At 35.8% G+C, this 25,524-nt stretch carries 27 protein-coding genes and 1 pseudogene; 18 read left to right on the top strand and 10 right to left on the bottom strand.

Features of this window, described 5'->3' with window-relative positions; genetic code table 11:
• Positions 1-12: 12 nt before the first annotated feature.
• From AC0L3Q_RS03185 to AC0L3Q_RS03175, 3 genes and pseudogenes are all read right to left on the bottom strand, one after another.
• A complete protein-coding gene (locus tag AC0L3Q_RS03185) occupies positions 13-1,599 on the bottom strand; it encodes a S41 family peptidase (protein ID WP_473285064.1) in 1,587 nt (528 codons plus the stop codon).
• Positions 1,599-2,011, bottom strand: a pseudogene (locus AC0L3Q_RS03180) (deoxycytidylate deaminase). The gene AC0L3Q_RS03185 and the pseudogene AC0L3Q_RS03180 overlap by 1 nt, the downstream one beginning before the upstream one ends.
• Positions 2,012-2,114: 103 nt before the next feature.
• On the bottom strand, positions 2,115-2,699 hold the full coding sequence (locus tag AC0L3Q_RS03175) for a HupE/UreJ family protein (RefSeq protein WP_473285062.1): 585 nt from the start codon (positions 2,697-2,699) through the stop codon (positions 2,115-2,117).
• 328 nt (positions 2,700-3,027) lie between these two features.
• On the opposite strand from AC0L3Q_RS03175, the gene AC0L3Q_RS03170 reads away from it, so the two are divergent.
• The 15 genes from AC0L3Q_RS03170 to AC0L3Q_RS03100 all read left to right on the top strand — a co-directional run bounded on the left by AC0L3Q_RS03170 (position 3,028) and on the right by AC0L3Q_RS03100 (position 15,758).
• A complete protein-coding gene (locus tag AC0L3Q_RS03170; RefSeq protein ID WP_473285060.1) occupies positions 3,028-3,435 on the top strand; it encodes a prepilin-type N-terminal cleavage/methylation domain-containing protein in 408 nt (135 codons plus the stop codon).
• 10 nt (positions 3,436-3,445) lie between these two features.
• Positions 3,446-3,919, top strand: coding sequence for a hypothetical protein (locus AC0L3Q_RS03165; RefSeq protein WP_473285058.1), 474 nt, complete (start codon positions 3,446-3,448; stop codon positions 3,917-3,919).
• Complete coding sequence (locus tag AC0L3Q_RS03160; protein WP_473285056.1) at positions 3,919-5,331, top strand: GspE/PulE family protein; 1,413 nt, start codon at positions 3,919-3,921, stop codon at positions 5,329-5,331. Before AC0L3Q_RS03165 ends, AC0L3Q_RS03160 begins: the two co-directional genes overlap by 1 nt.
• A gap of 32 nt (positions 5,332-5,363) precedes the next feature.
• Complete coding sequence (locus AC0L3Q_RS03155) at positions 5,364-7,583, top strand: type II secretion system protein GspD (RefSeq protein ID WP_473285054.1); 2,220 nt, start codon at positions 5,364-5,366, stop codon at positions 7,581-7,583.
• Positions 7,583-8,794 (top strand): hypothetical protein, encoded by a 1,212-nt coding sequence (locus AC0L3Q_RS03150; protein ID WP_473285052.1) that lies wholly within the window; start codon positions 7,583-7,585, stop codon positions 8,792-8,794. The genes AC0L3Q_RS03155 and AC0L3Q_RS03150 overlap by 1 nt, the downstream gene beginning before the upstream one ends.
• A complete protein-coding gene (locus AC0L3Q_RS03145) occupies positions 8,778-9,296 on the top strand; it encodes a hypothetical protein (protein ID WP_473285050.1) in 519 nt (172 codons plus the stop codon). Before AC0L3Q_RS03150 ends, AC0L3Q_RS03145 begins: the two co-directional genes overlap by 17 nt.
• A 13-nt stretch (positions 9,297-9,309) precedes the next feature.
• A complete protein-coding gene (locus tag AC0L3Q_RS03140; protein ID WP_473285048.1) occupies positions 9,310-10,065 on the top strand; it encodes a hypothetical protein in 756 nt (251 codons plus the stop codon).
• Positions 10,066-10,080: 15 nt separating this feature from the next.
• Positions 10,081-11,010, top strand: a complete 930-nt coding sequence (locus AC0L3Q_RS03135) for a hypothetical protein (protein WP_473285046.1) — start codon at positions 10,081-10,083, stop codon at positions 11,008-11,010.
• Positions 11,011-11,015: 5 nt separating this feature from the next.
• Entirely contained in the window at positions 11,016-11,486 is a 471-nt protein-coding gene (locus AC0L3Q_RS03130; RefSeq protein ID WP_473285044.1) for a hypothetical protein, read from the top strand.
• The gene (locus tag AC0L3Q_RS03125; RefSeq protein ID WP_473285042.1) at positions 11,483-12,751 is read left to right on the top strand and encodes a hypothetical protein; all 1,269 of its coding nucleotides are present in this window, start codon (positions 11,483-11,485) and stop codon (positions 12,749-12,751) included. The genes AC0L3Q_RS03130 and AC0L3Q_RS03125 overlap by 4 nt, the downstream gene beginning before the upstream one ends.
• Positions 12,739-13,053 (top strand): hypothetical protein, encoded by a 315-nt coding sequence (locus AC0L3Q_RS03120; protein WP_473285040.1) that lies wholly within the window; start codon positions 12,739-12,741, stop codon positions 13,051-13,053. The genes AC0L3Q_RS03125 and AC0L3Q_RS03120 overlap by 13 nt, the downstream gene beginning before the upstream one ends.
• Positions 13,050-13,514: a PulJ/GspJ family protein gene (locus AC0L3Q_RS03115; RefSeq protein WP_473285038.1), complete on the top strand. Its 465-nt coding sequence runs from the start codon at positions 13,050-13,052 to the stop codon at positions 13,512-13,514. The genes AC0L3Q_RS03120 and AC0L3Q_RS03115 overlap by 4 nt, the downstream gene beginning before the upstream one ends.
• Positions 13,515-13,516: 2 nt before the next feature.
• Entirely contained in the window at positions 13,517-14,647 is a 1,131-nt protein-coding gene (locus AC0L3Q_RS03110) for a type II secretion system F family protein (protein ID WP_473285036.1), read from the top strand.
• Between the two features lie 129 nt (positions 14,648-14,776).
• The gene (locus AC0L3Q_RS03105) at positions 14,777-15,160 is read left to right on the top strand and encodes a hypothetical protein (protein ID WP_073315789.1); all 384 of its coding nucleotides are present in this window, start codon (positions 14,777-14,779) and stop codon (positions 15,158-15,160) included.
• Positions 15,161-15,212: 52 nt separating this feature from the next.
• Complete coding sequence (locus tag AC0L3Q_RS03100) at positions 15,213-15,758, top strand: hypothetical protein (RefSeq protein ID WP_473285034.1); 546 nt, start codon at positions 15,213-15,215, stop codon at positions 15,756-15,758.
• A gap of 74 nt (positions 15,759-15,832) precedes the next feature.
• On the opposite strand, the gene AC0L3Q_RS03095 is transcribed toward AC0L3Q_RS03100, so the two are convergent.
• The 7 genes from AC0L3Q_RS03095 to AC0L3Q_RS03065 all read right to left on the bottom strand — a co-directional run bounded on the left by AC0L3Q_RS03095 (position 15,833) and on the right by AC0L3Q_RS03065 (position 22,411).
• Positions 15,833-16,609: a cytochrome-c peroxidase gene (locus AC0L3Q_RS03095; protein ID WP_473285032.1), complete on the bottom strand. Its 777-nt coding sequence runs from the start codon at positions 16,607-16,609 to the stop codon at positions 15,833-15,835.
• A complete protein-coding gene (locus AC0L3Q_RS03090) occupies positions 16,591-17,217 on the bottom strand; it encodes a cytochrome-c peroxidase (RefSeq protein WP_473285030.1) in 627 nt (208 codons plus the stop codon). The genes AC0L3Q_RS03095 and AC0L3Q_RS03090 overlap by 19 nt, the downstream gene beginning before the upstream one ends.
• A 19-nt stretch (positions 17,218-17,236) precedes the next feature.
• A complete protein-coding gene (locus AC0L3Q_RS03085; protein ID WP_473285029.1) occupies positions 17,237-18,142 on the bottom strand; it encodes a transporter in 906 nt (301 codons plus the stop codon).
• Between the two features lie 204 nt (positions 18,143-18,346).
• A complete protein-coding gene (locus AC0L3Q_RS03080; RefSeq protein ID WP_473285028.1) occupies positions 18,347-19,105 on the bottom strand; it encodes a DUF547 domain-containing protein in 759 nt (252 codons plus the stop codon).
• 298 nt (positions 19,106-19,403) lie between these two features.
• On the bottom strand, positions 19,404-20,123 hold the full coding sequence (locus tag AC0L3Q_RS03075) for a LytR/AlgR family response regulator transcription factor (protein WP_473285027.1): 720 nt from the start codon (positions 20,121-20,123) through the stop codon (positions 19,404-19,406).
• Positions 20,124-20,134: 11 nt separating this feature from the next.
• Positions 20,135-21,262: a sensor histidine kinase gene (locus tag AC0L3Q_RS03070; protein WP_473285026.1), complete on the bottom strand. Its 1,128-nt coding sequence runs from the start codon at positions 21,260-21,262 to the stop codon at positions 20,135-20,137.
• Positions 21,263-21,343: 81 nt separating this feature from the next.
• Complete coding sequence (locus AC0L3Q_RS03065) at positions 21,344-22,411, bottom strand: alpha/beta hydrolase (RefSeq protein WP_473285025.1); 1,068 nt, start codon at positions 22,409-22,411, stop codon at positions 21,344-21,346.
• A 273-nt stretch (positions 22,412-22,684) separates the two neighbouring features.
• Here AC0L3Q_RS03065 and AC0L3Q_RS03060 point away from each other — a divergent pair, with 273 nt between their 5' ends.
• The 3 genes from AC0L3Q_RS03060 to AC0L3Q_RS03050 are packed head-to-tail and all read left to right on the top strand — an operon-like array spanning position 22,685 to position 25,508.
• Positions 22,685-23,938: a YybH family protein gene (locus AC0L3Q_RS03060; RefSeq protein WP_473285023.1), complete on the top strand. Its 1,254-nt coding sequence runs from the start codon at positions 22,685-22,687 to the stop codon at positions 23,936-23,938.
• Positions 23,935-24,885 (top strand): YybH family protein, encoded by a 951-nt coding sequence (locus AC0L3Q_RS03055; protein ID WP_473285021.1) that lies wholly within the window; start codon positions 23,935-23,937, stop codon positions 24,883-24,885. Before AC0L3Q_RS03060 ends, AC0L3Q_RS03055 begins: the two co-directional genes overlap by 4 nt.
• 14 nt (positions 24,886-24,899) lie before the next feature.
• Positions 24,900-25,508: a Cif family virulence factor gene (locus tag AC0L3Q_RS03050; RefSeq protein ID WP_473285019.1), complete on the top strand. Its 609-nt coding sequence runs from the start codon at positions 24,900-24,902 to the stop codon at positions 25,506-25,508.
• Positions 25,509-25,524: the final 16 nt, after the last annotated feature.

Genomic DNA, 25,524 nt, shown 5'->3' with positions numbered 1-25,524 from the left:
GATAGAGATGAATTAGTCATTTTCAGAAAGCGATAACACCTTTTTAATCATAGCGTCGTCTTTATTAATAATTTTCTCAAAAGCATTGGTTCCAAATAATTGCTGTGCCATCGTTGCCTTCAAATATTTTTTCAACTGATCTCGATAATTTTCTAATTCTATTTCTACTCCAATTCTACGAGAAAACACCATAAATCCTTCAGCAAATTCGTCATCAATTTCAACCTCTTCGTTAAACTGTTGTTCTGAGAGTCCGTTATAAAAGATTCTTTTCTTATCTAATTCCTCAAATACATAGCGTCCCATTCGCCCCGAACGCAATAGATAGTTTAACGTCTCTCCAACTCTGGTGGTATCTTTACTCACAAATATATCTGGGATAATTCCTCCTCCACCATATACTACTTTACCTCCAGGAGTTTTAAATTTCAGAGAATCTGCAACTTTAATACTATCAGCACTAATCATCTCTCCATTTTTATATCGAGTAAGATACTCGTTAAAATATTCTTTATTCCCGTTTCCATATGGTTTTTGGATAGACCTACCCGTTGGCGTGTAATATCTGGAAATGGTAAGTCGTACAGCACTCCCATCTCCCAAGGCCATCTCTCGCTGCACCAAGCCTTTTCCATAAGAGCGTCTTCCTACAATGACACCTCGATCGTTATCTTGTATGGCCCCAGCAAAAATTTCACTAGCAGAGGCCGAGTTTTCATTAATCAACACATATATTTTCCCTTTTTCAAAATCTCCTTTCTGTGTTGCATAATTGTTTTCGATGGCGCCCTTTTTATTCTTCGTAAACATAATAAGCACATCGTCTTCCAGAAACTCGTCGGCCATTCTAAGGGCTGGAGCAATAAAACCACCTCCATTATCTCTTAAATCAACAACCAGTGATTCTACATCTTTATCTTTTAAACGATCTAACTCTGTTTTGAATTCCTTGTAGGTAGTTTCAGCAAATCGATTCACCTTAATGTATCCCATATTATCAGATAACATATAGGCCGCATCAACGCTTTTCAAAGGTACTCTTCCTCGCTTGACCAAAACATCAAACACTCCCGTCCCTTTACGAAACACTTTGAGTTGTACCTGACTGTTAATTTCACCCTTTAATTTATCTGCTAGTCGATCTCTTAACAAACTTTCTCCATACAAGGTATCATTATCGGCCATAAGAATTCGATCACCCGCCTTGATTCCAGATTGCTCACTAGGTCCTCCTTTGATGGTATTGATCACAGAAATGGTATCTCTAAATGGATAATAAGTAACTCCAATTCCAATAAAATCGCCTTGCATACTTTCTGTGATTCCTTCCAATTCTTCTGGAGGTATGTACACGGAATGAGGGTCTAAATTTTCAAGAATTCTATTTACAGTAACATCGACAATACTATCGGTATTGATTTCATCTACATATTCATAGTCGATGTAATCAATCAACCGATTGAGTTTTTCTTTTTTTGCATTAGAAGCAAATAATTTGGCAGAAGGGTTGCTACTGAAATCCAGTTTGCTCCCTAAAAACACACCCACTCCCACAGCTACTCCTAAAAACAAGGGCAAGTATTTTTTTGAATATCCCATTAATCTTCTAAATCCGTAATCTGTTCTATTTCTACTCCGGCTTTAGCAAGAAAAGCAAGCCCGGAATCATCTTTATATGCCACTTGATACACCACCCTTTTAATCCCAGCTTGGTGAATCAATTTACTACATTCCTTACATGGCGATAATGTAATGTACAAGGTTGCTCCTTTACAAGACTGCGTAGAAGAGGCGACTTTTAGAATTGCATTAGCCTCCGCATGCAGCACATACCACTTTGTATATCCTTCTTCATCTTCGCATGGATTTTCAAAACCTGTTGGGGTCCCGTTAAATCCATCCGAGATTATCATTCTATCTTTTACAATAACCGCACCAACTTTTTTCTCTCACAATGCGATAATTTCCCCCATTCTCTAGCAATTCGTAAGTAGGCTTTATCATACTTCAGTTGTTTTTTTTAGACATAGGGTAGAACGACTTGTATTAGCTTAACATTCAAAATACGAATATATTATTACCATGTGGCAAATACAACCCTAAACATTACTTAATTACCAAATTTTATTTTCAACAAGCATAGGGATTACCATTCCTATAACTACTGAAGATGCAATCAAAATCCATTCGCGTTTTGAAAATCGGAGTAATGATACGAAGACAAAACTTACTATCAGCACAAAAAACACAATGACAACTTGCGCCGCTTCCACTCCTAAAGCAAATTCGATAAGTGGTAAAATTTTTGAACTTGTATTACTGCTAATTGCTTTAAAATAAGTTGAAAAACCAAATCCGTGTATGAGCCCAAAAAACAACGTAGCACCATACAAAATGAATACTTTATCATTTTTGGAACCCGATTTTGAAGTAAAAACATTATACAAAGCTGTAAGCAGAATCGTAACTGGAATTAAAAATTCTATAAGTCTTGAATTTACAGCAACCACATTGTAGGCTGCCAAAAAGAGAGAAATTGTATGTCCTACAGTAAATAAGGTAACTAGCAATAATATTCTTTTCCAATTATCAAAGGTATACCCAACGATCAGAACGATTAGAAAAAGTATATGATCATATGCGGTCCAATCCAGCACATGACTAAAGCCAAGCTTTATGTAAAGCCAAAATTCTGACATATTTATGGTTTTTGAGGTTTCGCTAATGTACAATTTAAAAGGAGAATCCTAAAATTTGCTATTAAATCTTATTCAAAAGATCATCAAACCATCAAATCTGTAATGTTAAGTTCATCTTAAAAAGAACAGCAAAGTAATTGTCGTTCAATTAGCTACATAAAACCACAGGTTTTTAACTACACACACTCTCCAAAAGCCTTATAAAAGCAAGGAATTAAAAAAAATTACACTTTTGAGGGTAACATTTGTATTATAAATGCAACCTTTAATAAACGAAAAAGTATATTTTTGTCAGCTGTCTCCTCCTAAATTTATTAAAACACTAGTTATGAACGCCAAGATATACAAGCTTAAAGCTTTTAATCTTCAGGAAATGTTATTGGTATTGGCCATTATTGGGATCTTATTACTCATCGCATTACCCAACTTTTTGCCATTGATTGCGCAAGCCAAGGCTCAAGAGGCAAAAATACAGTTAAAGACCATCAGCAATATGCAAACCCAGTATCGATTCCTGAACTCCAAATACTCTTTGGACTTTTCGGAAATCAATTATGAAGCTCCAACCACAGTCAAAAGTGGCGGTACTGCCAATTATAGTTATGAAATTATCGAAGCTTCTGTTTCAAATTTTAAAGCTAGAGCTACTGCGGTGGTTGATTTTGATGGAGATGGTACTTTCAACGTTTGGGAAATTGATGAAAAAGGGAGTCCAAAACAGATTGTAAAAGATTAATATGCTGATTTTGAAAGGACTTATTTTGCTTAGCCTTGGAGCTATCATCTATCAGGATATCAAAAGTCGTGAGGTGTATTGGTTTTTGTTGCCCGTTCTGATGCTCTTGTTTGGTTATCAACATTATCAAAATGTTTTATCCATTCACTTCATTAATGCGGTTTTGGTAAACATAGCCATTATCACATTGGTCCTTTCGGCACTTTATGTATATACTTTTTTAAAAATCAAAAAGTCCTTTTTTAAAGAGGTTTTTGGTCCAGCAGATGCTCTATTCTTTTTTGCACTGGCTGTTGCATTCCCGACGGTTACTTTTGTAATCATCTTTGTGTTTTCCTTGTTGTTTTCATTGATTACATGGATCGTCCTGAAACACAAAAGCAACTACAATACGATTCCCCTGGCCGGGTATATGTCCTGTTTTGTATTATTTATTTTTGCCGCCAATTGGCTTACAAAATCGATTAATTTATTCCTGATATAATGAGTGTAGATCGTTTTGACATACCCGTACATTTAAAACAATTGATCACTTCGAATCAGGCGTTTCATTATAGAATTGTACCTGTTCTAAAAGAAGAGGACACCATTCATTTTAAAACCGACAACCAACAAAATGGAAGTCTGGAAAAAGAACTCTCTATTATTCTTAACAAACGTATTGTTTTAATAGAAGAGTCTTCCGAAAATTTACAATCTTATCTAACTCTTAATTATAGAAAAACCAGTACCTCGCAAGAACAACTACATTACGAGGACAACTTCTTACAAAAGCTAATTGCCACAGCAAAAGATTTTGGAAGTAGTGATATCCATATGGAGCCCTACGAGAAGTTTTGCAGAGTACGTTTTAGATTAGATGGGAAACTTAAAGAAATGTATACGATCACCAAAAAGGAATTCCCTCAATTGGTGAATCAAATCAAGATCCAATCTGGTTTGGATATCTCTCAAAAAAGGCTCGCTCAAGACGGACGTATTACGTTCAAAAATGGGAACGAAGAATTTGATATCAGGGTATCTACAATGCCTACTTTGTACGGAGAGAAAATTGTGTTGCGATTGCTGAATCGAAATACACAGGAAGTACAACTTAACGATCTTGGTTTTACTGAACAAGAACTTGAAATATACAGAGAAGCAGTAAAAAAACCGCAAGGAATCATTTTGATCTCTGGACCTACAGGTTCTGGTAAGACAACTACCCTGTATGCTACGCTAAAAGAGCTCAACAAAGAAGTATCCAACATCCTTACCATAGAAGATCCTATCGAATATACACTAGAGGGTATCAATCAGGTTCAATTGCGAGAAGATATTGAATTTGATTTCCCAGCTGCTTTACGTGCCTTTTTACGTCAGGATCCAGATGTAATTATGGTCGGTGAGATTCGAGATGATAAAACGGCAGCAATGGCTATAAAAGCAGCGCTAACTGGTCACTTGGTACTCTCTACTATACATACGAATTCGGCTTGGGCTACCATCTCAAGGTTAATCGACATGAATGTACCTTCTTTCTTATTGGCAAGTACCTTAACCATGAGTATTGCTCAAAGACTGGTGCGTAAACTATGTCCGCATTGCAAACAAGAAAAACATGCTGAGGCCAAAGATTTTCCAATTGGATTTGAGATCCCAGAAGCGTTGAACACGCATTATGTGTCGGTTGGTTGCAATCATTGCTATCAGACGGGCTACTTGGGGAGAAAGGCTATTTATGAGATATTACCAATAACCAAAGAACTGGAAACAACGATACGGCACAACGAATTACAAATAGATGATTATATCGCCGAAAACAATATAAAAACATTAAAAAGCAACGCCATACGCCTGGTACTTGAAGGTCATACTTCTGTAGAAGAAGTGTATGCCATTCTGGCCACGAATTAAAAGTAATGACCTTGGAAAACAACGAATAGAAAATGAAAAAAAATATACTTATCATCGGTTTTATTTTGTGTTTAGGAGCACTGTCTTTTGCGCAGCAACCTCCTACAAACACAACTAATGAACAAAACCGAATTGCTACCATAGAGAACAAGCTAAAACTCTTTGCAGTAGATGTTCCTGCTTTGTATGACCCGGTGAACATTAATATTTCTAATACAAATCTCCTTAATTTTTTAAGAGCAGTTTCTCAAGTAAACAAAATAAATATCAGCGTTTCTGAAGAGCTAAGTAGCATTAATATCATTAATGGATTTAATAATGTAAGTGTACAGGAACTACTGATCTTTTTGACAAAAGAATATCAATTAGACATTGATTTTACAGGAAATATTCTATCAATCCGAAAATACACTCCACCGGTTCAAGCTCCAGTAGAGAAAGAAATTATTGCCAATTATGATGTAAGTAGAGAAACTCTATCTACAGATTTCAATAATGATCCGCTCCCAAAAGTATTTAGAAAAATAACAGAGATTTCTGGCAAGAATCTTTTGTATTCTCCCGATTTAAACGGAAAAAACCTAACACTTTTCATTACCGATGTTCCCATCGATTTAGCGCTTAGAAAGCTTGCAGAAGCCAATAATTTAGAATTCAATAAAACACGCGATGGTTTTTATGAATTCGAATCTATTCTGGGTGCCAATGATCCCAATGGGGCTTCCCGACCAAGAAGAAATCGGAATAATTTTTATTATACCGTAGTTGATTCTATCAACAGAGTTATTTCTGTCGATTTAAAAAACACACCTATTGCTGATGTGGTTTATAATATTACTGAAGATCTCAATCTAAATGTGTTTACTGCATCACCTCTAGAGAATGCAGGTAATGTAACGGCAAAAGCTGAAGCCATAAGTTTTGATGATTTATTGACCAAGATTTTTGAAAGTAATAACAACGATACAACTACTAATACCACTAACAACAATTCTCAAAATTACAATAACAATCAAGGGAATAACCCACAAGGGTTTCAAAATAACTCGCAACCAAGTTCTTCAAATTTTACATTTAAAAAAGAAGGAAATGTGTACTATTTTGGTACCGAAAACCAACTTACGGTCAAGAAGATTGAATTGGTACAAATGATGCATCGATCTATCGCAATGCTTGGCGATGCTAATCCTTCGACCTCTTACGGAAACAGTTTTGGTGGTGGCGGTAATTTTGTAACCGGAGGGACTAATTTTTTTGGCAACAATCAAAACAACGGATTTAATCAAAACAATTTAAACTCCCGAAACAGACTTAATAATACCACAAGAAACACCTCTAGCGGATCCTCACAAAGTAGTGAAGCCGGCTCAATTTCATCTATTTTTCCAGCAAGTATTACACAAGGTTTAGATATCAAAATTGACACCGAACTCAACAGTTTTGTGGTAAGTGGATCAGGGACCAAGGTTGAAAAATTCAAAAACTTTATAAAATATATTGACAAGCCTGTTCCGTTAATTCTAATCGAAGTAATGATCCTAGAGGTCAATCGAAGTGCAACCGTAGAAACAGGAGTCGAATTTGGATTGGGCGAAGAACCTGTAAACGATCAGGGAGTAGCTTTCCCGAGTGCCAATATCACTTTGGGTGCACAAACCATCAACAGAATCATCGGAGGTTTTGATGGATTTGGCTCCTTAAACCTTGGGAATGTAGTTCCTAATTTTTACCTGGATATTAAGGCTATGGAAACCAACGGAAATGTCAAGATACTGTCCACTCCAAAATTGAGTACGCTTAATGGGCACAAGGCCTATCTATCTAGTGGTCAAACCACCTATTATGCGGTTACTAGTCAGAATATTTTCGGTTCTCAAAACCCGCAAACTTCCGAGATAGTAAATTACCAGCCTATTGATGCCGAATTGGCCTTAGAATTTAAACCATTTGTGTCTGGAGATGGTCAGATCACCTTAGATATTCAAGTGATCCAGTCCAATTTTAGTGGAGAACGAATTGCTGAAGATGCTCCACCAGATATTAACAGCCGTAGATTCTCTTCTATCATGCGTATGCAGGCAAATGATGTTGCCATTCTTGGAGGTATCGAGCAAAAAGTAAAAAATGATTCAGGTTCTGGAGTACCTCTACTCTCAAGAATCCCTGTAATCAAATGGCTTTTTAGTAAAAGAGTACGAGAAGATTCAAAAAGAAGATTAAACGTAATTATTAAGCCTACGGTATTTTATTAATGATACAACAAGTATTATCATATAACCCAACTGGAAAAACTTTTTTGGCTCTCGAGCATTCGGGTCCGAATGGCTCATCTCCTATTCAAGCCATACTCGTGTTGTTAAAGAAAGGAGAACTGGATATTGTCAAAAGTTTTTCTGTTCAACAAATTTCTGATATACCGGATCTTCAGAAAAGTCTGCATAAAGTTAGTTTAGCTATTACTGATGATAATGTTCTGGTCAAAGAAGTAAACAACATTAATTCTGACACCGAAGTTTTATCTGATGCTTTTCCTAATTTAAACCTGGAGGATTTTTATTATCAGGTACTAAAAACCCAGAATAAATCCTTCGTTGCCGTATGCAGAAAACAATATGTTGATGAGTTGATCGACAGCTATCAAAAAGAAGGGATTACCATTACTGATGTTTGTCTTGGAAATCTAAAAGTCGCATCGATCATAACGTATATCCCAAATGATGAATTGATCACTAATAGCGGTGTCATTCAACTTCAGAATGAAGAGATTACTACCATTTTACCAAAAAATGACGTTTTAGAGCTACCTTATACTATCGATGGACTTTCAGTAAACAGTACTCATTTACTCTCATTATCCTTGATTATTGATGCATTATCACAACAAGCTGGGATTACAGGTAATATAGAAGAAAAAAACGCGCATTTACAAAAGCAGTACAAGGAAGTCTCTTTTTTCAAAAAAGCACTACAATACGGAGTTGGTTTTTTGCTGATCACCCTACTCATCAATTTCTTTGTTTTTAATTCGAAATATAAAAAATGGCAAGGATTACAAGAAGAAATCCAGGTATACACCAACCAAAATGAAAGTATCAAAAAGCAGCAATCTGTGGTGCTTACCAAAGAAGCGATTGTAAATAGCATATTGACTACTGGGTTTTCTAAAAGTTCATTTTACATGGATCAAATCGTACAATCACTACCCACTTCGGTATTATTAACATCGTTTACGTATCAGCCTATTTCCAAAACAATACGTGCCGATAAACCGATATCTATAAAAGAACATACCGTTTCTGTGACAGGAACCTCGATTGACAAAGCCAATTTTACAGTTTGGTTAAATACCATTGAACACTTGGATTTCGTGAATACGGTAACCATAATAAATTACGGAGCGAGTACAAATAATACCTCAAGTTTTGAAATAACCATTGATTTAGCGCATGACACAACGAAATAAAAATATTCTTTTAGTCTCGGGCTTGATAGTGATGCTGTTTTTTGCGTATCGCTTTGGGTTTTCTAAAACTTTTACAATAAGTAGTGAAGTCGATAAGCTTGAAGCTCAAAAACAAGCCTATCAATCAGCTCCAGCACAATTGGCGGCATTATCTAACAAAGAAAAACAACTGGATGCAATTCTGGAACAAAATAATGTAGAGGGAAGCTCATTACAAAATAACATTCTAAAGACATTAAATACGCTGTCCAACGAATCCGGCTTTACTATTATCGCATTTGAAGAACCTCATATTTTTACTGATGACGAAAGCAAAAAAACAACGACCACTTATAATTTTACACTGCAAGGAGATTACAAGGCGTTAATTAATGTCATCTATGCTTTGGAACAGAAATATAGTTTTGGAAATGTTGTTCAAATGCAGTTTGAAAAGAAGAAGAATTTCAGAACACGAAGCACCTATTTACAATGTAATATTTTGTTACAACGATTAAATTAAAATGAAGAATTACATGAAAAGATATTCATATATGAATCAAAATAAAAAATACATCCTACTGCTATTTGCAATGATAGTATTGGTGTCCTGTCATAGCATTAAGGTACACAAAACCAACATGCACACCTCGACTACTGCACCCGTAGCTATAGGTGTTATTGGTTTGCAGGACAACGGAATGCTGCAATCAGATTTTAGAGAAGTTGCGTTACCCAAGTACGAAAGTGCTATTCGACTAGGGGTTTCCAAAGTACAGTTTGATTCAAACACCTACAAAACGTATATACAACAATCAGGAGGCAACAAACACAACATTACTTATATCGATAGCTTAGACACCAAACCTTCCTTCTTGAAAATGGAAATTTTGGATCAGATTACGCTGCTTTCTGAACTAAAAAAAGAAACGAATGCCCATGTTACCGAATTTATCGGAAGTCAAAAAGATGCTGTATTGGTCTCTGCAGTTTCGTTAGCGATCGAACCACAATCCATACAAGAAATTTTGGATGCCGAAGCTGTATTTTTAGTAAATCAAAACTACAAGCAATATCAAATTTCTTTGGTTCGAGGTGGCAAGTCTTACAAAACCATAGATTTTGCGGCGACTTCTATATTTGGATATCACCTATCTCATTTTTGCTGGAGTGCCAACTCCAAAAGAAAAATCGTTATTTCTGATCTTATTGATGAAAACTCTTCTTGCCCCAAAAACTCCTATCGGGACGAACGGAAGGCAAAAGAAAAAACAGATTATTTTAAACTATAAACCGTGAAAAAGATGATGAAAAAGCCAATTATATATTCCCTACTATTCATAGGAATCCTGTTTGGATGCGAAGAAGCGTTTATAGAAGAGGACCTTACGGACGCTATCATTTCTATCATTGCTCCACAAGATGGAGCACAGATTGAAGATGCCTCAATAAACTTTAGTTGGACAGAAGTCGACCAGGCCACTTCTTATCGCCTTCAGGTAGCTAGACCCAATTTTGAAAACGCAGCACAAATTGTATTAGACACCATAATTACTACTTCAAACTTCAACACTACTCTTGCCAAGAATAGTTACGAATGGCGTGTAAGAGCACAAAATTCTGGTTCGGCTACAGCATATAATGGAGCTCAGTTTAGTGTAATTGAAGCTGCAGATTTTTCTTCTAGAGAAGTACTATTAACTTCTCCAGAAAATGAGCTAATTACCAACACTCCAGCCCAAACGCTAACATGGCAAGTAGTTCCTGACGCAAATACCTATCGAATTCAAGTGCTCAATACTAATGATGAAGTACAGCAAGAAGAAACTACCAATCAAACGTCTATAGCGATTACCTTCCCCGAGGGTGTTTCAAGATGGCAGGTACGTGCAGAAAATGCAACGCAAAGTACATTGTACACTACAAGAACATTAACCCTGGATACTATGGACCCTAATACACCTGTAGGTACAGCTCCGGCAAACGATGCTACCTTAACAGATACTGAGGTTACGTTTAGCTGGACCAGAGAAGCGGTACAGGGTTCTGTAGAATTTGACAGCATCTATATTTTTGAAGATCAGGCTTTAACTCAACTAGTTACCAAAGATCGGGTTATGTCACCTTCAGAAATCACCCTTGAAGCAAGCAAAACCTATTATTGGTTTTTGAAAGCATTTGATGAAGCTCAAAATGAAAGTGCAAATAGTACAACACTTAGATTTACTATAAATTAAAAGTCATGTTAAAAGGTAAAAAGGGATTGTACGTTTTGTTACCGCTGGTGGTTTTCATCTGGGGAGCCATTATCTATCAAATTACTGATGCATTTTCTGATGATGATCCGATAGCTTTAGATACTACTTCATTTTCATTTTCTAAAATTGAAAATAAAGAACGTGACCCTTTTACCATAAGTGCTGTAGAACGTGATCCATTTTTGGGCACCATATATAAACCAAAAAAAGTTGTTGAAAAAAAGGTGGTCGCAAGAACTGTGAAGGCCGAGATTACCTGGCCCTCTATTCGATACAAAGGTTTGGTAACTGGAGGAAGTGGAGCTACAGCAATTTATCTTGTAGAAATTAATGGAGCGGATCATTTGATGAAACGAAATGATATGGTTGAAGAGGTGAAATTGACTCGAGGAAACAAATCATGGGTACAATTACAATACAAAAGAAAGAGTAAACGATTTGAAATCTTGAATTGAAACCTAATACCAAAATAAAGGCACAGGCAATGCAATTTGCATTGCTGATCTCAGTAATTATCGCCTTGATTCTGGGGGCATTTTTACTACTCACCCATGTACAGTCTTTTTTCAAAATCAAGTCCAACGAATTGATTCAAGCCTCCGAAATTGCAAATCAACACATCTTGCAATCCCTTGGAGATTCTTTAAAAACTGGAGATACTATTTCCAATCAAGAACAGCAAAAAACATTGAAATTGAATTCCAATTTTTATGGTGCCTGGACCAAAGTTTATGCTCAAGTAGAGTCTCATAATCGAAAAGTGCACAAATCGGCTTTGGTCGGTGCTGCAATAACCAATCGTTCTGCAAATTTGTATTTAGCGAATACCAATTCGCCATTAGTAGTGGTAGGAAATACCAGAATTGAAGGAAATGCCTATGTCCCAAAACAAGGATTAAAAGCCGGAAATATCTCTGGAAATTATTACCAAGGATCTCGATTGTATTATGGTAGCGTGTTCGAAAGCAAAACCACTTTACCACAATTAAAAAAAGAGTGGATCTCTTATCTAGAGTCTTTAAACAACGGATCCTTTATCGACAATCTGGATAACATCGCTTTAGAAAAGGATATCAAAAACAGTTTTTATACTTCTGGTCAAATCATATTTAGTCCCTCCACTATTGTTTTGGGGGACGAAAAAATTGCTGGAAATGTAATTATTCAATCCAATACAGCAATTGTTGTTGAACCTACAGCGACCCTACAAAACGTGATACTGGTTGCTCCAAAAATTATAGTAAAAGACAATACCAAAGGTACTATGCAGTTATTTGCCTCTCAAAAACTAACGATTGGGAAAAACTGCTATTTCAATTATCCTTCGACCATTGCTTTTTATGATCAGACCAGACCCTCTACTACTCAAAATTACAATACTCAAAATAGAGATATTGATTTCAGCATAGATAAAGGTACATTGATAGAAGGTACTGTTGTTTACTTACAAAAACACACAAGCACTCAAAATCGAATTAAAACTCACTTAAAAATGGCACCCGGGACCGAAGTAATCGGGGAGGTATATTGCCAAGGCAGCATGGATTTTGAAGGTATTGTGCGAGGAGCTGTATACACGCAACAATTTATTGCCAATCAATCAGGTTCGATTTATCTTAATCATATCTACAACGGCAAAATATTGACCAACCCTATCCCGAATTACGCCGGATTACCTTTTGAAAACACCTCTAATTCTGTTGCACAATGGCTATACTAAAAAAAATACGAGGTGCTACCCTTATTGAGACATTGACCGCCTCGGTATTGATTATTATTGTATTTATGATCGCTAGTCTAAGTTTCAATAATATTTTTAATAACCATATCAAAAGAGATCAGAGTGGTATAAACAATAGGATCAAAGAATTGCATTACCTAACGATTCATCAAAAAATTAAACTTCCGTATGTTGAGGATTATAACGATTGGGAGATACAAGTGATCAATCAAAAAAACACCACCATTATTACCTATAGCAAAGAAGGAGTTGAACACCTTAAACGAATACATGTGGAATGAAAAAACTGGGTGGTAAAATAAAAGCATTTACACTTACCGAGGTCATGGTCGTTATTGTGATATCAGCAATTGTTGCTGGATTGGCATTTTCTATCCTGAGTCTGGTACAACGTAACATGAGAAGTATTGAAGATAATTATGCACAAAAATCAGAATTGCAATCGCTAGAGGTGGCGTTGACTATTGACTTTAATCGATATACAAACGCACAATGGCTTGCAAGAGAAGAAGTCTTGTTTTTATCCTCTCCAATACATCAAAAACAATATCGTTTTATGGGAGATAGTATTGTAACAAACGAGCAATCCTTTAAGGTAAGTCTAAAAGAAAAATCATTTCTTTTTGAAGGAGCATCCGTAAATTCTGGATCCATTGACGCAATTAAGCTTACCTTTGACAATACCGCTCGACTACATCAGATTTTTGTATTCAAGCACAATGATCCTACAATTCATTTTTAAGTATGGGGATAAAGATAACAGATACCAAAAAACAAAAAATAAGCGAGGATTCGTTTGATATCTCTGAGATCCTAACCAGAGAAATTTCTCTGTTTGGAAATGCTTTTTCGAATAAGAAAAAAGAACAATGGTATGCTGAGCTTAACATCTTACTAAAATCTGGTATTGATCTTAAAAGTGGACTCGAATTACTTTCAGAAACGCAAAAAAAGGCTAAAGATCGTGATTTGATGGCAACTATGTTATCGCAACTTGTCGCTGGTAGTTCTTTTTCAGAAATCATAAAGAAGAATAGCAACTTTAGCGATTACGAATACTATGCAATCCAGATCGGAGAACAGACTGGACAATTGGCACAAATCACACTAGAACTCAGCGACTTTTACAAAAGAAAAAATGACTTGAAACGAGAGATCGTATCTGCCCTTACTTATCCCATTATTGTATTGTGTACTGCACTTATAGTGATCTTTTTCATGCTGCGGTATGTGGTACCCATGTTCGTTGATATTTTTAAACAAAATAAGGTAGATTTACCCGATATTACCGAAGGGATTATCAATTTTTCAAATTTTGTATCTGATAATGGCTGGGTGCTTTTGATCATCTTATTGACAATAATTGGAAGTATAATCTTAGTATCAAAAAAACCATGGTTTCGAAAGATTTTGGGAAGTATTCAAATCAAGCTTCCAATTTTGGGTAATTATTTCAGAAAAATATACATGGCGCAGTTTACTCAAGCCCTTTCTTTACTCACTTCGGCCAAGGTACCTATGGTAGACAGTATTGACCTGGTAAAAAACATGATCAATTTCTACCCACTACAAGAAGGCTTGCGCAAAACAAACACAGCTGTAATCGCGGGAGATAAACTAAGTGTTGCTTTTGCAAAAAGCCCTGTTTTTGATAAGAAAATGATTGCCATGGTTCGTGTGGCAGAAGAAACCAATCAGACCGAGTTTATTTTTCAGAAACTGAATGAGCAATACAACCAACAGGTAAAACATCAATCTCAAGTGATCTCGAATGTACTTAATCCATTATTGACGATTATCGTGGGGATTATAGTAGGGGTAATATTAATTGCGATGTATTTGCCAATGTTCAGACTCAGTAGCGTAATTGGATAGGAATGCCCCTAAAAATTAGGGTTGTTTTCCTTGACAATAAAAAAATAAAATACTTACATTTACTTAACTTTTCGTAAGCCCAAAAGAGTGTAATCGGAATACAACAAGGTAACTCTTAACATAACATAAATGAAAAGTATCAACACCAATACAATTCTTCAGATTGTAGCACTCTTATTTTTGGTCATAATCGGGTACATGACCTTCAGTTCTGGTTCTAATTGGAAAATTATCAAGTCAGAATTAGACAGAGCCAGAGAAGAGCTGGACACTTCAAAAAAAATAGTCACCACTACCAAAGCTGAGCTAGAGAGTTCAAAAAAGGAATTTGAAAAAATGAAGGCTCAAAAAGATCTAATTATTCATAAAAGAGATTCTTTGATTCTGGATTTTAAACGAAAAAATGCCAAAGATTGGGAAGAATTACAACGTATTAAAGATTCTATAACGCTTGTAAATGATCAACTTGCCAAGGATAGAGCCATTGTTGATGGTCTTTTGGGGCTGGATTGATGCTTTCTTTTATTACTCACCACATTCTATACGATATTCTAAAACACAAGTCATGAAAAAATTAGTCGTTCTTTCTCTATTGTTTCTATCTTCTTTTTCTTTTGGACAAGATATTGATTCGCTAAAAGTTATTGAAATTCCAAGTTCGTATGCGGATCGCGTAGGCGAACCATTACAGGTGAAACAAGATAGTTTATATCTTTTTCGGACCTCTGATGTATACTTGGTTAATGTAAAATCCTTTACCGCACTACGGAACGTATATTTAAGCACCTTGGATCAAGACAAAATGACTAAGGATCTTATCGAAAAATATTCGCAGACCTTGCGAAGAAATATTGATTTGGAGCGTAAACTAAAAATCAACTTTCAAGCTTCAGACAGTCTGGATTTAGAAATTTATAAGCGTACTCAAGCGACCTTGGCCAATACACAAAAAGCATTGGACTACACCTTAAATAGTCTAGAAAAAGCATCCAACAGTTTAGAGATTGTGGACAAAAACACCAAAAGACAACGCAGAAAGAGTGCTTTCGAAAAGTTTCTTTTTGCGTTGGGGGGTATAGGAATTGGTGTAATTGTTGGGGTATCCTTATAAAATATGTGAAAGAGAGGGCTCACTTTGGTCTAATGACCAAGCAAACCCTCTCAGAGCTACTTCCCCTAGCATTGTTAATTGCAGCCCAGATCCGTTTTAGACTGTGGATCATTGTTTGGAAAACAATTTCCAGAGTTTACCGCAATGGGTACATAACGAATCAAATTTGGGTCTCGCAAACTATTCTTTATAAATAAAGTAAGGTTTTCAATCTCTTTTTTGGTGAGGTTAATGGTTCCAAATTGAGAAGCTAAGTTTTGCACTGGTACTTCATTACTTTGAGCTACTCCATCATTTTTATATTCTATCACTTCTTCAATAGTTGTAAATGTACCTCCATGACCAAAAAATCCACTATCAATCAAATTGTACAGGGTTGGTGTTTTGAACTTGTAATCATCCGCAGCATTTTTGGTAAATCCTCCTCTTCCTTTTTTTACATTGTCAAAACCTACCGGATCAACTACAATAGCCAAATTTGAATTATCAAAATCTCCCATCCCAAACGAATGAAAGCCTTTATCATTTAAAGCTGGTCCTGTATGACATTCATAACATTTCCCTTTCCCGAAAAAGACCATAGCCCCTTGTTTTTCTTCTTTGGTTAATACAACTGTATCTCCTTTTAACCACTGTTGCCAAGGCGATTGATTAGGCAATACGGTACGTTCATAAGCGGCGATTGCCAAAGCAGCAGTGTTGGTAGAGTATCTTTCGTTTACAGGCACATTGGGAAAAGCATTATCAAACATTTGTTTATAGCCAAAGGTGTTTACAAAATTGTCATCTACTAATAATCTATGAACACCTTGACCTTTGATGGCTTGTACCTCTACTCCTTGAAATCCCAAAAATTCTCTGGAATATTGGTCCAATTTGCTTCTGTACCCACATTGGTTCCTGTACCTCCAAACTGCCCGTTCCAGAGCATTATATCCTGGTAAGCTACATTTAATACCGTTGGAGATCGAATTGGTTGTATATCTACCAAATTTGTCGCTACACTAGGATCAATTACTCTCCCGTTTCCATTTACACCAAATCCAAGGCCTGCTTCTCCTACTCCTTGCCGAAGTCCAGAACTAAATCCGGCAGCTACATGATGGCAAGATGCGCAAGAATATGTAAAAAGATTTGAAGATACCTTGGGACTACCTCCCATAGCAGTTTCATGAAATAACAACTGACCGAGTGCTACTTTTTCGGCTGTAATTGGGTTTAAAGGATCTTGAGGAATATTAGCATAATCATCACTATCCGGGAGTGTAAAAAAAGGTGCTCCAATTCCTCCTGAAGCATCCTCTAATGCTTTTGTCAGGTTCTTATCTAACCCATTTCCGTTTCCATTTTTTATGGAGACGATCGGGTTTTGTCCTTGATTTTCATCCAAAGATACATACTCTTCCGGTTCGCAAGAGAAATGTATTACCACTAAAATCAAAAAGTATATTTTTTTCATACGCCAAAGTCTTTTTTTACTAATTTGCTTTATATACCAAACCAAGAGAAATGGCAGAAGCTCTGTCATAATTCCTTCCATTCATATTCACCGTATATCCAGAAGAAATTCCGATGCTATTTTTGTACACTGGTACATATAGATCAAAATAGAAATTGGTGTAATCCACTTCTGTTTCAGGCAGTGCTGCTGGTCCTCCTGCGGCTACGAATTCGGGAGATCCAATATCAAATCCACTTAAAGAATTTTGAATACCCACTTTGGCATGTGCATAAAACCACTTGTTATAGTACCCAAGTTTAGCACTATAGATCGTGGCATTAGGAACTTCAAAATCAGAATTGTTTCTTAGGCTATATGCCGCTTGCAACTCGACAAAAATGTTTGATGGTGTTGCCAATTGAATAAAACCGCAACCATCAAAAGCGGTAGCTCCACTACCCAAAGACAATATTGCTGCTTCTTCATATCCTCCAACAGGCAAGGTAACTCCTGTAGCACCCCCAATCGCAAGCTTGGTCGAATTATCGAATTGTTTATCTATAATCTTTGCTTTCATAAACAGGCTCAAATCCTGTATCCCTGAAACTTGACTTTCTTGTAACACAGGATCGGGAACGCCTTCTTCATTTTCCATAGAGATATAAGGCACATTGATGGTAGTTGATAACCAATCCAGTACTCCGTACTCTCCATAAACACTTACAATAGAAGACGTAATTTCTCCCATATTCATTGGATTATTTTTGGATAAGCTCTCCCCTCTATAAAAGTTATCGAAACTTTTGTACGAATAGGATGTAGCGACCGTAAGGTCATTTTTCTTCGGAAAAAAACCATTGATAAGAGTCTGTGCGGATACCGAGGAAATGGTTAAAAAGCACAGGATCCAGATGGCTTGTTTTGATTGGATTAGATGTAACATAATTGTATAATTTAGGTTTTAAAAGTATGTTCTACTCTTGCGATTAATAGGTATTGAGAATCCTAATCTAAAATAGATACAGGAACAAAGTATACCTGGATCCAAAAACCAACATTCTACACACAAAAGACTCTTATCCTGGTGTTTTTGGATACTAATTTTTCAGTAAAATTGTAAAGAGAACGATTAAAAGGGGTAACTTTTTTAATTGTTACTGGTGATCGGTGTTTTATTATTGTTTTTATTAAGACTCCAGTCGTAGGTTATATAATTCCTATCTGTTAATCTTAGATTTTTACTAATCTTGACATTGGCATAACGATTAATAAAATCGATCACATCAACATTCTGAGAAGTAAAGTCTTTTTCATACCATTTGAATAACTCAGAAATTCGAACTACACTGGAATTGATCTGATTTCGCTGCGGGTCATTGATAAATTCGCGCGTTCTTTCTTCAAGAGATTCGTTGATATTGGCGCTGGTATATGCTCTGTTCCACAGACGTGGTGAGGACATAGAACCACAATTGAGTAGAAAGTGAATTCTAGGATCTCCAAATTTTCTCAAAATATCGTGTTCAATATCATCTAGGCTATACCTAACATTTTGAGATTTGAATACTTTTCGTTTCCAAGGGTTTTCAATGTCGTTAATGGTTTTGATAGGGTATTCGTCTATGATCATTTTCATAGCAGTGGCATTGTATACATTGAGCCAATACGCTAGTTTCTCTTCTCTACTCCAATTTTCTTGTGGAGAAATCGTTTGTAATGATCTGAAATACGTGTAAAAAACGACTGCAATGCTAGTCACACCATCATAATCCACAAGGCCATCGTCGGTAACATTGAGGATTAAAATTTGATCCCAAGAAGAATGATCTACAACTTCTTTTTGACAATAAATACTACTAAATAGAAACAGGAATATAATCCAAAGGTTAGCTTTAAGAGATTTCATTTGTTAGTTATTTTGGGGGTTAATAGTTTATGCGATAGAATTATGATTTCTCTAACACATATAAGCTAATTTATAAAAAAATGTTAAATAGTTACGTTTTATAGCTATAACGGTGATATCTGTAAACATTTTGTGGTTTTATAACAATAAATTGTAATTTACTTACTGTAAAACCATTGTTTGATCACTTCTAAAATCATAAAACGGAATTTCCTCAAAAGAAAACCTGCTTTAATTTTCTGGTTTTCAATTAAATAAAATATACTTTTTCCTTAACAAAAGGGAGAGAAGAGAATTTTTAAAACCTATTTTTTTGCACGATTTCCATCAATTGTGTTTTGTAGTTTCTACCTATTGGAATTTGCATAGAACCAATGCTGATTTTATTATCGGCTATAGATTTTATCTTATCAACTGCAATGATAAACGATTTATGTACGCGTATAAAATTATTCCCTTGCAAGTTTTCTTCTGCCTGTTTCATAGTAATCAACGCTAAATGTCTTTTACTATCTACCGTATGAAAAGCAATATAATTTTGCATAGCCTCTACATACAAGATATCCTTTACATAGATCTTTTCGTAGGTCTTATCATTTTTCACAAAGAAATAATCGATATCACTTGCCCTCGATGTTTTATTTGCGGATGCGCCTTGAACCTGCTTAAACTCCCATACTTTCTTCACCGCTTTAAAAAAGCGATTAAAGGTGATCGGTTTTAGTAGGTAATCCATAACATCTAGCTCAAACCCTTCTAGGGCGTAATTGGGAAACGCCGTAGTAAGAATTACTGAAGGTCTTTGATTTGTAATTTTCAAGAATTCGATTCCATTCATCACAGGCATTTGGATATCCAAGAAGATAAGATCGATCTCTTGATGTTCCATTAGTTCGATGAGTTGTAGAGGGTTATTCCCTTCTCCAACCAACTTCAAAAAATCAATTTCTCGTATATAGTTGGCAATACATTCTCTTGCCAAAGGTTCGTCATCTATTATTACACATTGTATTATCATCAACTTTTATATTACGACACCTTAAAAGATAATTCTCTTACTTCCGGATAGGCTTCTAACTCTTTGGTGGTATCCAATTGAATTTGCAACCGAAGTCTATACTTATCTAATTCTTTTGAAATTTCTAGTACATGCAGATCCGGGTAAATTAGGGCCAATCTACGCTTTACATTTACTAATCCGATACCATTGCTTTTTATGACATCCGTATTGTTATGCACTTGGCCAACACTATTACTTACTTCCATATAAAGACTGGAACCATTGATCCTGATATGAATAGAAATCCAATTGTCTTGCAAATGGGTTTGCGAAACATGTTTAAACGCGTTTTCTATAAAAGGCATCAGAATAAATGGCGCAATATCCAATTGATTATTAGTAGCTTGCGGTAAATTAAAATCACATCGCACACTATTATCCAAACGTAAACTACCCAATTCTATAAAATTATTAAGGTAATTGAGTTCTTGCTCTACAGAAATCTTTGATGCATTACATTCATATAATTGATACCGTAGCAGATCAGAAAATTTAGCTAATGAATCGGATGCTTTATCCGGGTTTTTATGAATCAATACAAAGATCGAATTGATGGTATTAAACAAAAAATGAGGATTGAATTGAGATCGTAAAAACTTGAGTTCGGTTTCTATTTTTTCTTTCTCTAATTCTTGTTCTCTTTTTCGTGTTTCGATCCAATTTTTACCCAACTTAATACTCATTGCCAAGGTCATACTGGCGATAGTAGATGACAATGCATTAGATTTAAAAAGATCCCAATATGCACTTGTGGGATTCTTAAACAATTCTTCGAACGGTAGCCCGGTGATAACAGGAGTTAAATAATAACCACTTACGATAAAAGAAGCGGTAATCATGATCGTGAGAAAAAGTGCAAAAAGATAAATTTTATATCTCCCGGTTATTAAATACTTTGGGATTAGGTAGTAAAGGTTAAAATAAACCGCTAATGCCTGAAACACCACATAAAAAACAAACTTGGTAGTGTAAGGTGAAAATAAGATGTTATCAATGGCTTGTACAGGATCTCCCACTGATATCGACCACCAGGCAAAATGATAAACCATCCAAAAGACCAGGTGGTAAATTTTATATTTATAAAACCAATTCAACATATTTTTAAGTAACGATCACTATAACGTATTAGCTATGAAATTATATAATTTATGGTAGACTACCCAATTTTATGGGTTTGATTAAAAACTTAAATGCTCATTTAAAAAAGGAAGTACCCTGGTGGTAAAACGTCCGTGGTTTCCCCAATACTTATTCCATGGATCTCCTACAAACTCTTCTCCCTGATGGGCAATCCCTAAATCCATCAGTTTTTTACTAAATCTTCTATTCGAAATTACATGTGCCTGAGTAGGATCAAAACGCGCCCAATCAAATGCAATAGCTTTTAAACTTTGAAGATTTTCAGCATACAGATCCAAAGCTTCATCCAAATGAAATTCCTTTTGTTCCTTTCTTACGTTTTTTGGATGCAGACGTAATGTTTGATCCTCTTGTTTTTCGAATAAAAAATCTGCATACAAAGGTGGCCGGTTGGGGTTTGGTAAAAACGCTTGACAAATACTAGCAAAAATTTGAGTTCTTCCGGTACCGATCAAATCATCATAAGATGTAGCCGCATGAATCTTATCCCAGTCTACACCAATCCCAGATCTGGGTAAGTACCCAGAACCCGTAGCAACAGGATGCATTGCATATACGATTCCAAACAATTCTGGATAGGCCATTCCTAATTTTAAAGCTCCCCGGCCTCCCATAAAATCTCCTATCACAGCCCTGCTGTTTTTGTTCGCAATTGTTCGAAACTCTTTATCTATATAAGGCACCAATTCTTTGGTAATAAAATCCAACCAATAACCACTAGTACTCGAATTCTCGAATAAGCTCCCCAAGGTTGGTGAAGTAAAATCAGCGACCACCAAAATGAAAGCTTTGGATGTACCTTCCTGAATAGTATTATCAATAAGTGTAGTTACTTTTCGATTTTTGATGATGACTTCGGGACTGTCGAATATACTATGCAAGTAATAAACAACAGGATACTTTTGATTAGATATTGTGTAATCTGGCGGAAGGTACACTTGAAGGCTTCTCTTTACATCAATACCTATTTTATTCTCTTTCAAAAACTCAGACTCTAGTGTTTTGACCTCAAGACTTCCTTTCATTGCATCCTGCGCCGGGATACTTATGCAGCACATAAAAATCAACAAAAAACAAAAACGGTTTAGTAATATTCTGAAACTCATACTATTCATTTTTTAGGGTTTATAGAATCAAAAAACAGTTAAATGTATCCATTAAAGCTATGGCATGCATTTCAGAATTAGGTAAGCCCTCAAAGTATTGACCAACGACACGATTTTGTAAACAAACGTCATATTGACGAATTAAATCACTGGTTTGGACTCCAAAATGGACAAATAATATCGTTGATACAGTTTTTACAACCGTTGGTCAATCCCTTTTTGTTTACAATAAGCCTTGCTGTTAATTTGAGTTCGAACCAATAAAAAACTTAAATGAACGCTTTACCATTTAACCTATTCATCCTGCTTTTGTTTTTAATGTTACCCAATCATTTTTATGGGCAACAAAACACAACGCTTTCCCCTCAATTACAAACCAAATCAATTACCGAAAGAGCCAAAGACACCGTATTAGACTTAGAAATACGAGGGAGCGTACCACCATTATCATGGGTAAAAGGCGTTACCCTTACCGACACAGATAGGGACGGGGTTTATACAGTTCGTCTGGACTTTGAAATCACTGAAGATACCGATGTTTACTTTAAATATGTTCTAAACGGATTTGAATGGGAGGCCGGAGATGCAAGAAAAATTACTTTAAAACCGGGAGGTACCTACAACTTTTCTCATGACTTTCAATACATCAAACGTCCGCAAAACCCATTTAAAAAATTCGTTGGGAAATGGACATTAAAAGATGACTTATGGCAACAAGGAAATACCGAAGAGGCAATAACTACATTAAAAATCCCAGGGCATATCAAAACCTGCCAAGAAGTGAATACAGACACCAGTATATTATGTGTTATTGAAGCTTCATCTGCCAAAGGACACGTGCTATGGGGATACAATCATGATACTCAAAAAATAAAGCACCTATCTAATTTTTTGCCCTTTCGTAATGGTGTAGGTGATGGTAGTTTTTCCAAAAATGGAGATATGCAACTCAAGGTTTCTTTTCAGGGTGAGCCGGAGGGAACTTACAGAGTCTACAATTACCTCTGGATCAATGAAAATGAATACTTGTTAGAATCTAACCAGTTTGACGCAAACGATCAACCTACCGGGAATTTTTATGGAGGAACCTTTGTGAAAATAGATCAATCTTCTTCTTTATCTATGGTGTATCCCAAAGATGCTAGTGAAGTAAAGACAATCTTTAAAACACTAGACGATAATACCCTGAAAGCCTCGGAAAAATTAAATGTTTGGATCGATGATTTAGTTCATATGGCACCGGATAACGACGTGATCACCACCAAAGAGCAATTAAGGGCCTATCTGGAAAAACAAAATACCTATGGAAATGTAGTCATGCAACATCAAATCGTTGATCTCTACTCATACCCAGAAATCGCAATTGTACGCGGCAAAGTTACCGGAACATTTACTCCAAAAGACACGAGCAATACTGTTCCATTTGAAACCAAAAATCTTTTTGTTTTTAAACGACAAGAAGATCATTCTTTAAAAATATGGAAAGTCATCTACAATCATTCACCTATTAAAACACAAACAAAATGAAACCCACAATTATCCTAGCTATACTCGCATCAGGTATTTTTTTATCCTGTACCGATGTAAAAGCCAAGAAAGAGCATCAAAGTTCCCTTTTGGAAACTCAAAACACCTCCGGTTCATTAACTTCTCAAATAAATGCGCTAAATCAAATACTAATTGATGCAGCAATAACTCAGGATTTTGACAAAGCAAAGCACGTCTATGTAGAAGACGCATTATTGCTTACTGATTTTAACCCAATCATCGATGGGAGAACCCATATAGCACAGTTTTATACATCATTGTTTAACCGACAACAGTTAACCACCTATACCAAAACCACTACCGAGATCATTGATCTAGGCGAGCGTATTTTGGAAATTGGAATATTCGATAAATCTTTTAAAAATCAAGAATCTCAAGAAGGAAAATATTTTAATGTCTGGCAACCTCAACCAGATGGTTCTCTACAACTAATATCTGAATCTTTTGGGTATAGTCATGAAATACCAGACCAAAGTGCATTAGTGGTAGAAGCATTGAAAGATAACACCTCTATCAAAACCTCCAGAAACATTAAAGCCGTACCTAGAGAGATGAAAACCTACTATCGATTAACCGAAGAGCATTCCAAAGAACGAAATCCGGATAAAGCCATGAAATTATTTACCCAAGACGCTACCTACTACCGATTTGCCAAAAAAGAAGTTCATGGTTTTGATGTGATCTCAAAATACTATACCGATTATTACAGCAACCCAGTCACCATCGACTCTATCAAAGTGAAGCCCTACCACTACCATAAGGTAAAAGATGGTTATCTATCCTATACACAATTTTATGTAGAATGGACCGTCCCAGATTTTTCTGGAATAACCCAAGGTACTGGACTTGTATACCTAAAAAAAGACAATAATGGCTTTTTACAAAGACATCGACTTATCGGCTTTCGCTTACCACAAAATCAATAAAAACACCTTTCAAAATGATACGAATTACAATTATCCTATTAGCTCTGATTTGTACTATCGCTTCTTTTTCGCCTATGCTACATACAAATAATGAAAATGAGGAGATTACTATCTTAAATACAAGTACGAAGCTAGATCAAAAGATCAACATCTTAAATAAAAAATTAATTAATGCTGCCAAGAATAAGGACTTCAGTAGTGTAAAACAGATATACACCCATGATGCACTCTTACTTACTGATTATCATCCCATCATCGACGGTATTACCAATATTGAAATTTATTATTCAGATATCTTTCAAAAACAAGATGTTACTAATTACACCAAAGAAACTACCGAAATCTTAGATCTTGGGAATCGTATTATGGAAATTGGTACTTTTCAAAAAACTTGTAAGAATATGGAACCCTTACGCGGGAAATACTGGAATGTCTGGAAACCTCTTAAAGATGGTAGTTTACTGCTAGAATCCGAATCTTTTGGATACTCTCATAAAGTAGCAGATCTCACGCCATTACTGGTGAAGGAGATTCAGGAAAAAGCCCCAGGTCCTGATATAAGAAATGGAAAAAAATACTCCCCGAGTTACAAGCGTATGATGCCTTTGGAAAAGAGCATGTAAGAGAACGAAATGTTGA

Source organism: Aquimarina sp. KJ22-3 (assembly GCF_055808215.1).
This window is presented reverse-complemented; position numbering and strand designations above follow the sequence as displayed.

Bases quoted from the DNA above. Each gene is read 5' to 3' on its own strand.
- AC0L3Q_RS03185 (WP_473285064.1), bottom strand. From the start codon at position 1,599: ATGGGATATTCAAAAAAATACTTGCCCTTGTTTTTAGGAGTAGCTGTG.
- AC0L3Q_RS03175 (WP_473285062.1), bottom strand. From the start codon at position 2,699: ATGTCAGAATTTTGGCTTTACATAAAGCTTGGCTTTAGTCATGTGCTG.
- AC0L3Q_RS03170 (WP_473285060.1), top strand. From the start codon at position 3,028: ATGAACGCCAAGATATACAAGCTTAAAGCTTTTAATCTTCAGGAAATG.
- AC0L3Q_RS03160 (WP_473285056.1), top strand. From the start codon at position 3,919: ATGAGTGTAGATCGTTTTGACATACCCGTACATTTAAAACAATTGATC.
- AC0L3Q_RS03155 (WP_473285054.1), top strand. From the start codon at position 5,364: ATGAAAAAAAATATACTTATCATCGGTTTTATTTTGTGTTTAGGAGCA.
- AC0L3Q_RS03150 (WP_473285052.1), top strand. From the start codon at position 7,583: ATGATACAACAAGTATTATCATATAACCCAACTGGAAAAACTTTTTTG.
- AC0L3Q_RS03145 (WP_473285050.1), top strand. From the start codon at position 8,778: ATGACACAACGAAATAAAAATATTCTTTTAGTCTCGGGCTTGATAGTG.
- AC0L3Q_RS03140 (WP_473285048.1), top strand. From the start codon at position 9,310: ATGAAAAGATATTCATATATGAATCAAAATAAAAAATACATCCTACTG.
- AC0L3Q_RS03135 (WP_473285046.1), top strand. From the start codon at position 10,081: ATGAAAAAGCCAATTATATATTCCCTACTATTCATAGGAATCCTGTTT.
- AC0L3Q_RS03130 (WP_473285044.1), top strand. From the start codon at position 11,016: ATGTTAAAAGGTAAAAAGGGATTGTACGTTTTGTTACCGCTGGTGGTT.
- AC0L3Q_RS03120 (WP_473285040.1), top strand. From the start codon at position 12,739: ATGGCTATACTAAAAAAAATACGAGGTGCTACCCTTATTGAGACATTG.
- AC0L3Q_RS03115 (WP_473285038.1), top strand. From the start codon at position 13,050: ATGAAAAAACTGGGTGGTAAAATAAAAGCATTTACACTTACCGAGGTC.
- AC0L3Q_RS03110 (WP_473285036.1), top strand. From the start codon at position 13,517: ATGGGGATAAAGATAACAGATACCAAAAAACAAAAAATAAGCGAGGAT.
- AC0L3Q_RS03105 (WP_073315789.1), top strand. From the start codon at position 14,777: ATGAAAAGTATCAACACCAATACAATTCTTCAGATTGTAGCACTCTTA.
- AC0L3Q_RS03100 (WP_473285034.1), top strand. From the start codon at position 15,213: ATGAAAAAATTAGTCGTTCTTTCTCTATTGTTTCTATCTTCTTTTTCT.
- AC0L3Q_RS03090 (WP_473285030.1), bottom strand. From the start codon at position 17,217: ATGAAAAAAATATACTTTTTGATTTTAGTGGTAATACATTTCTCTTGC.
- AC0L3Q_RS03085 (WP_473285029.1), bottom strand. From the start codon at position 18,142: ATGTTACATCTAATCCAATCAAAACAAGCCATCTGGATCCTGTGCTTT.
- AC0L3Q_RS03080 (WP_473285028.1), bottom strand. From the start codon at position 19,105: ATGAAATCTCTTAAAGCTAACCTTTGGATTATATTCCTGTTTCTATTT.
- AC0L3Q_RS03075 (WP_473285027.1), bottom strand. From the start codon at position 20,123: ATGATAATACAATGTGTAATAATAGATGACGAACCTTTGGCAAGAGAA.
- AC0L3Q_RS03070 (WP_473285026.1), bottom strand. From the start codon at position 21,262: ATGTTGAATTGGTTTTATAAATATAAAATTTACCACCTGGTCTTTTGG.
- AC0L3Q_RS03065 (WP_473285025.1), bottom strand. From the start codon at position 22,411: ATGAGTTTCAGAATATTACTAAACCGTTTTTGTTTTTTGTTGATTTTT.
- AC0L3Q_RS03060 (WP_473285023.1), top strand. From the start codon at position 22,685: ATGAACGCTTTACCATTTAACCTATTCATCCTGCTTTTGTTTTTAATG.
- AC0L3Q_RS03055 (WP_473285021.1), top strand. From the start codon at position 23,935: ATGAAACCCACAATTATCCTAGCTATACTCGCATCAGGTATTTTTTTA.
- AC0L3Q_RS03050 (WP_473285019.1), top strand. From the start codon at position 24,900: ATGATACGAATTACAATTATCCTATTAGCTCTGATTTGTACTATCGCT.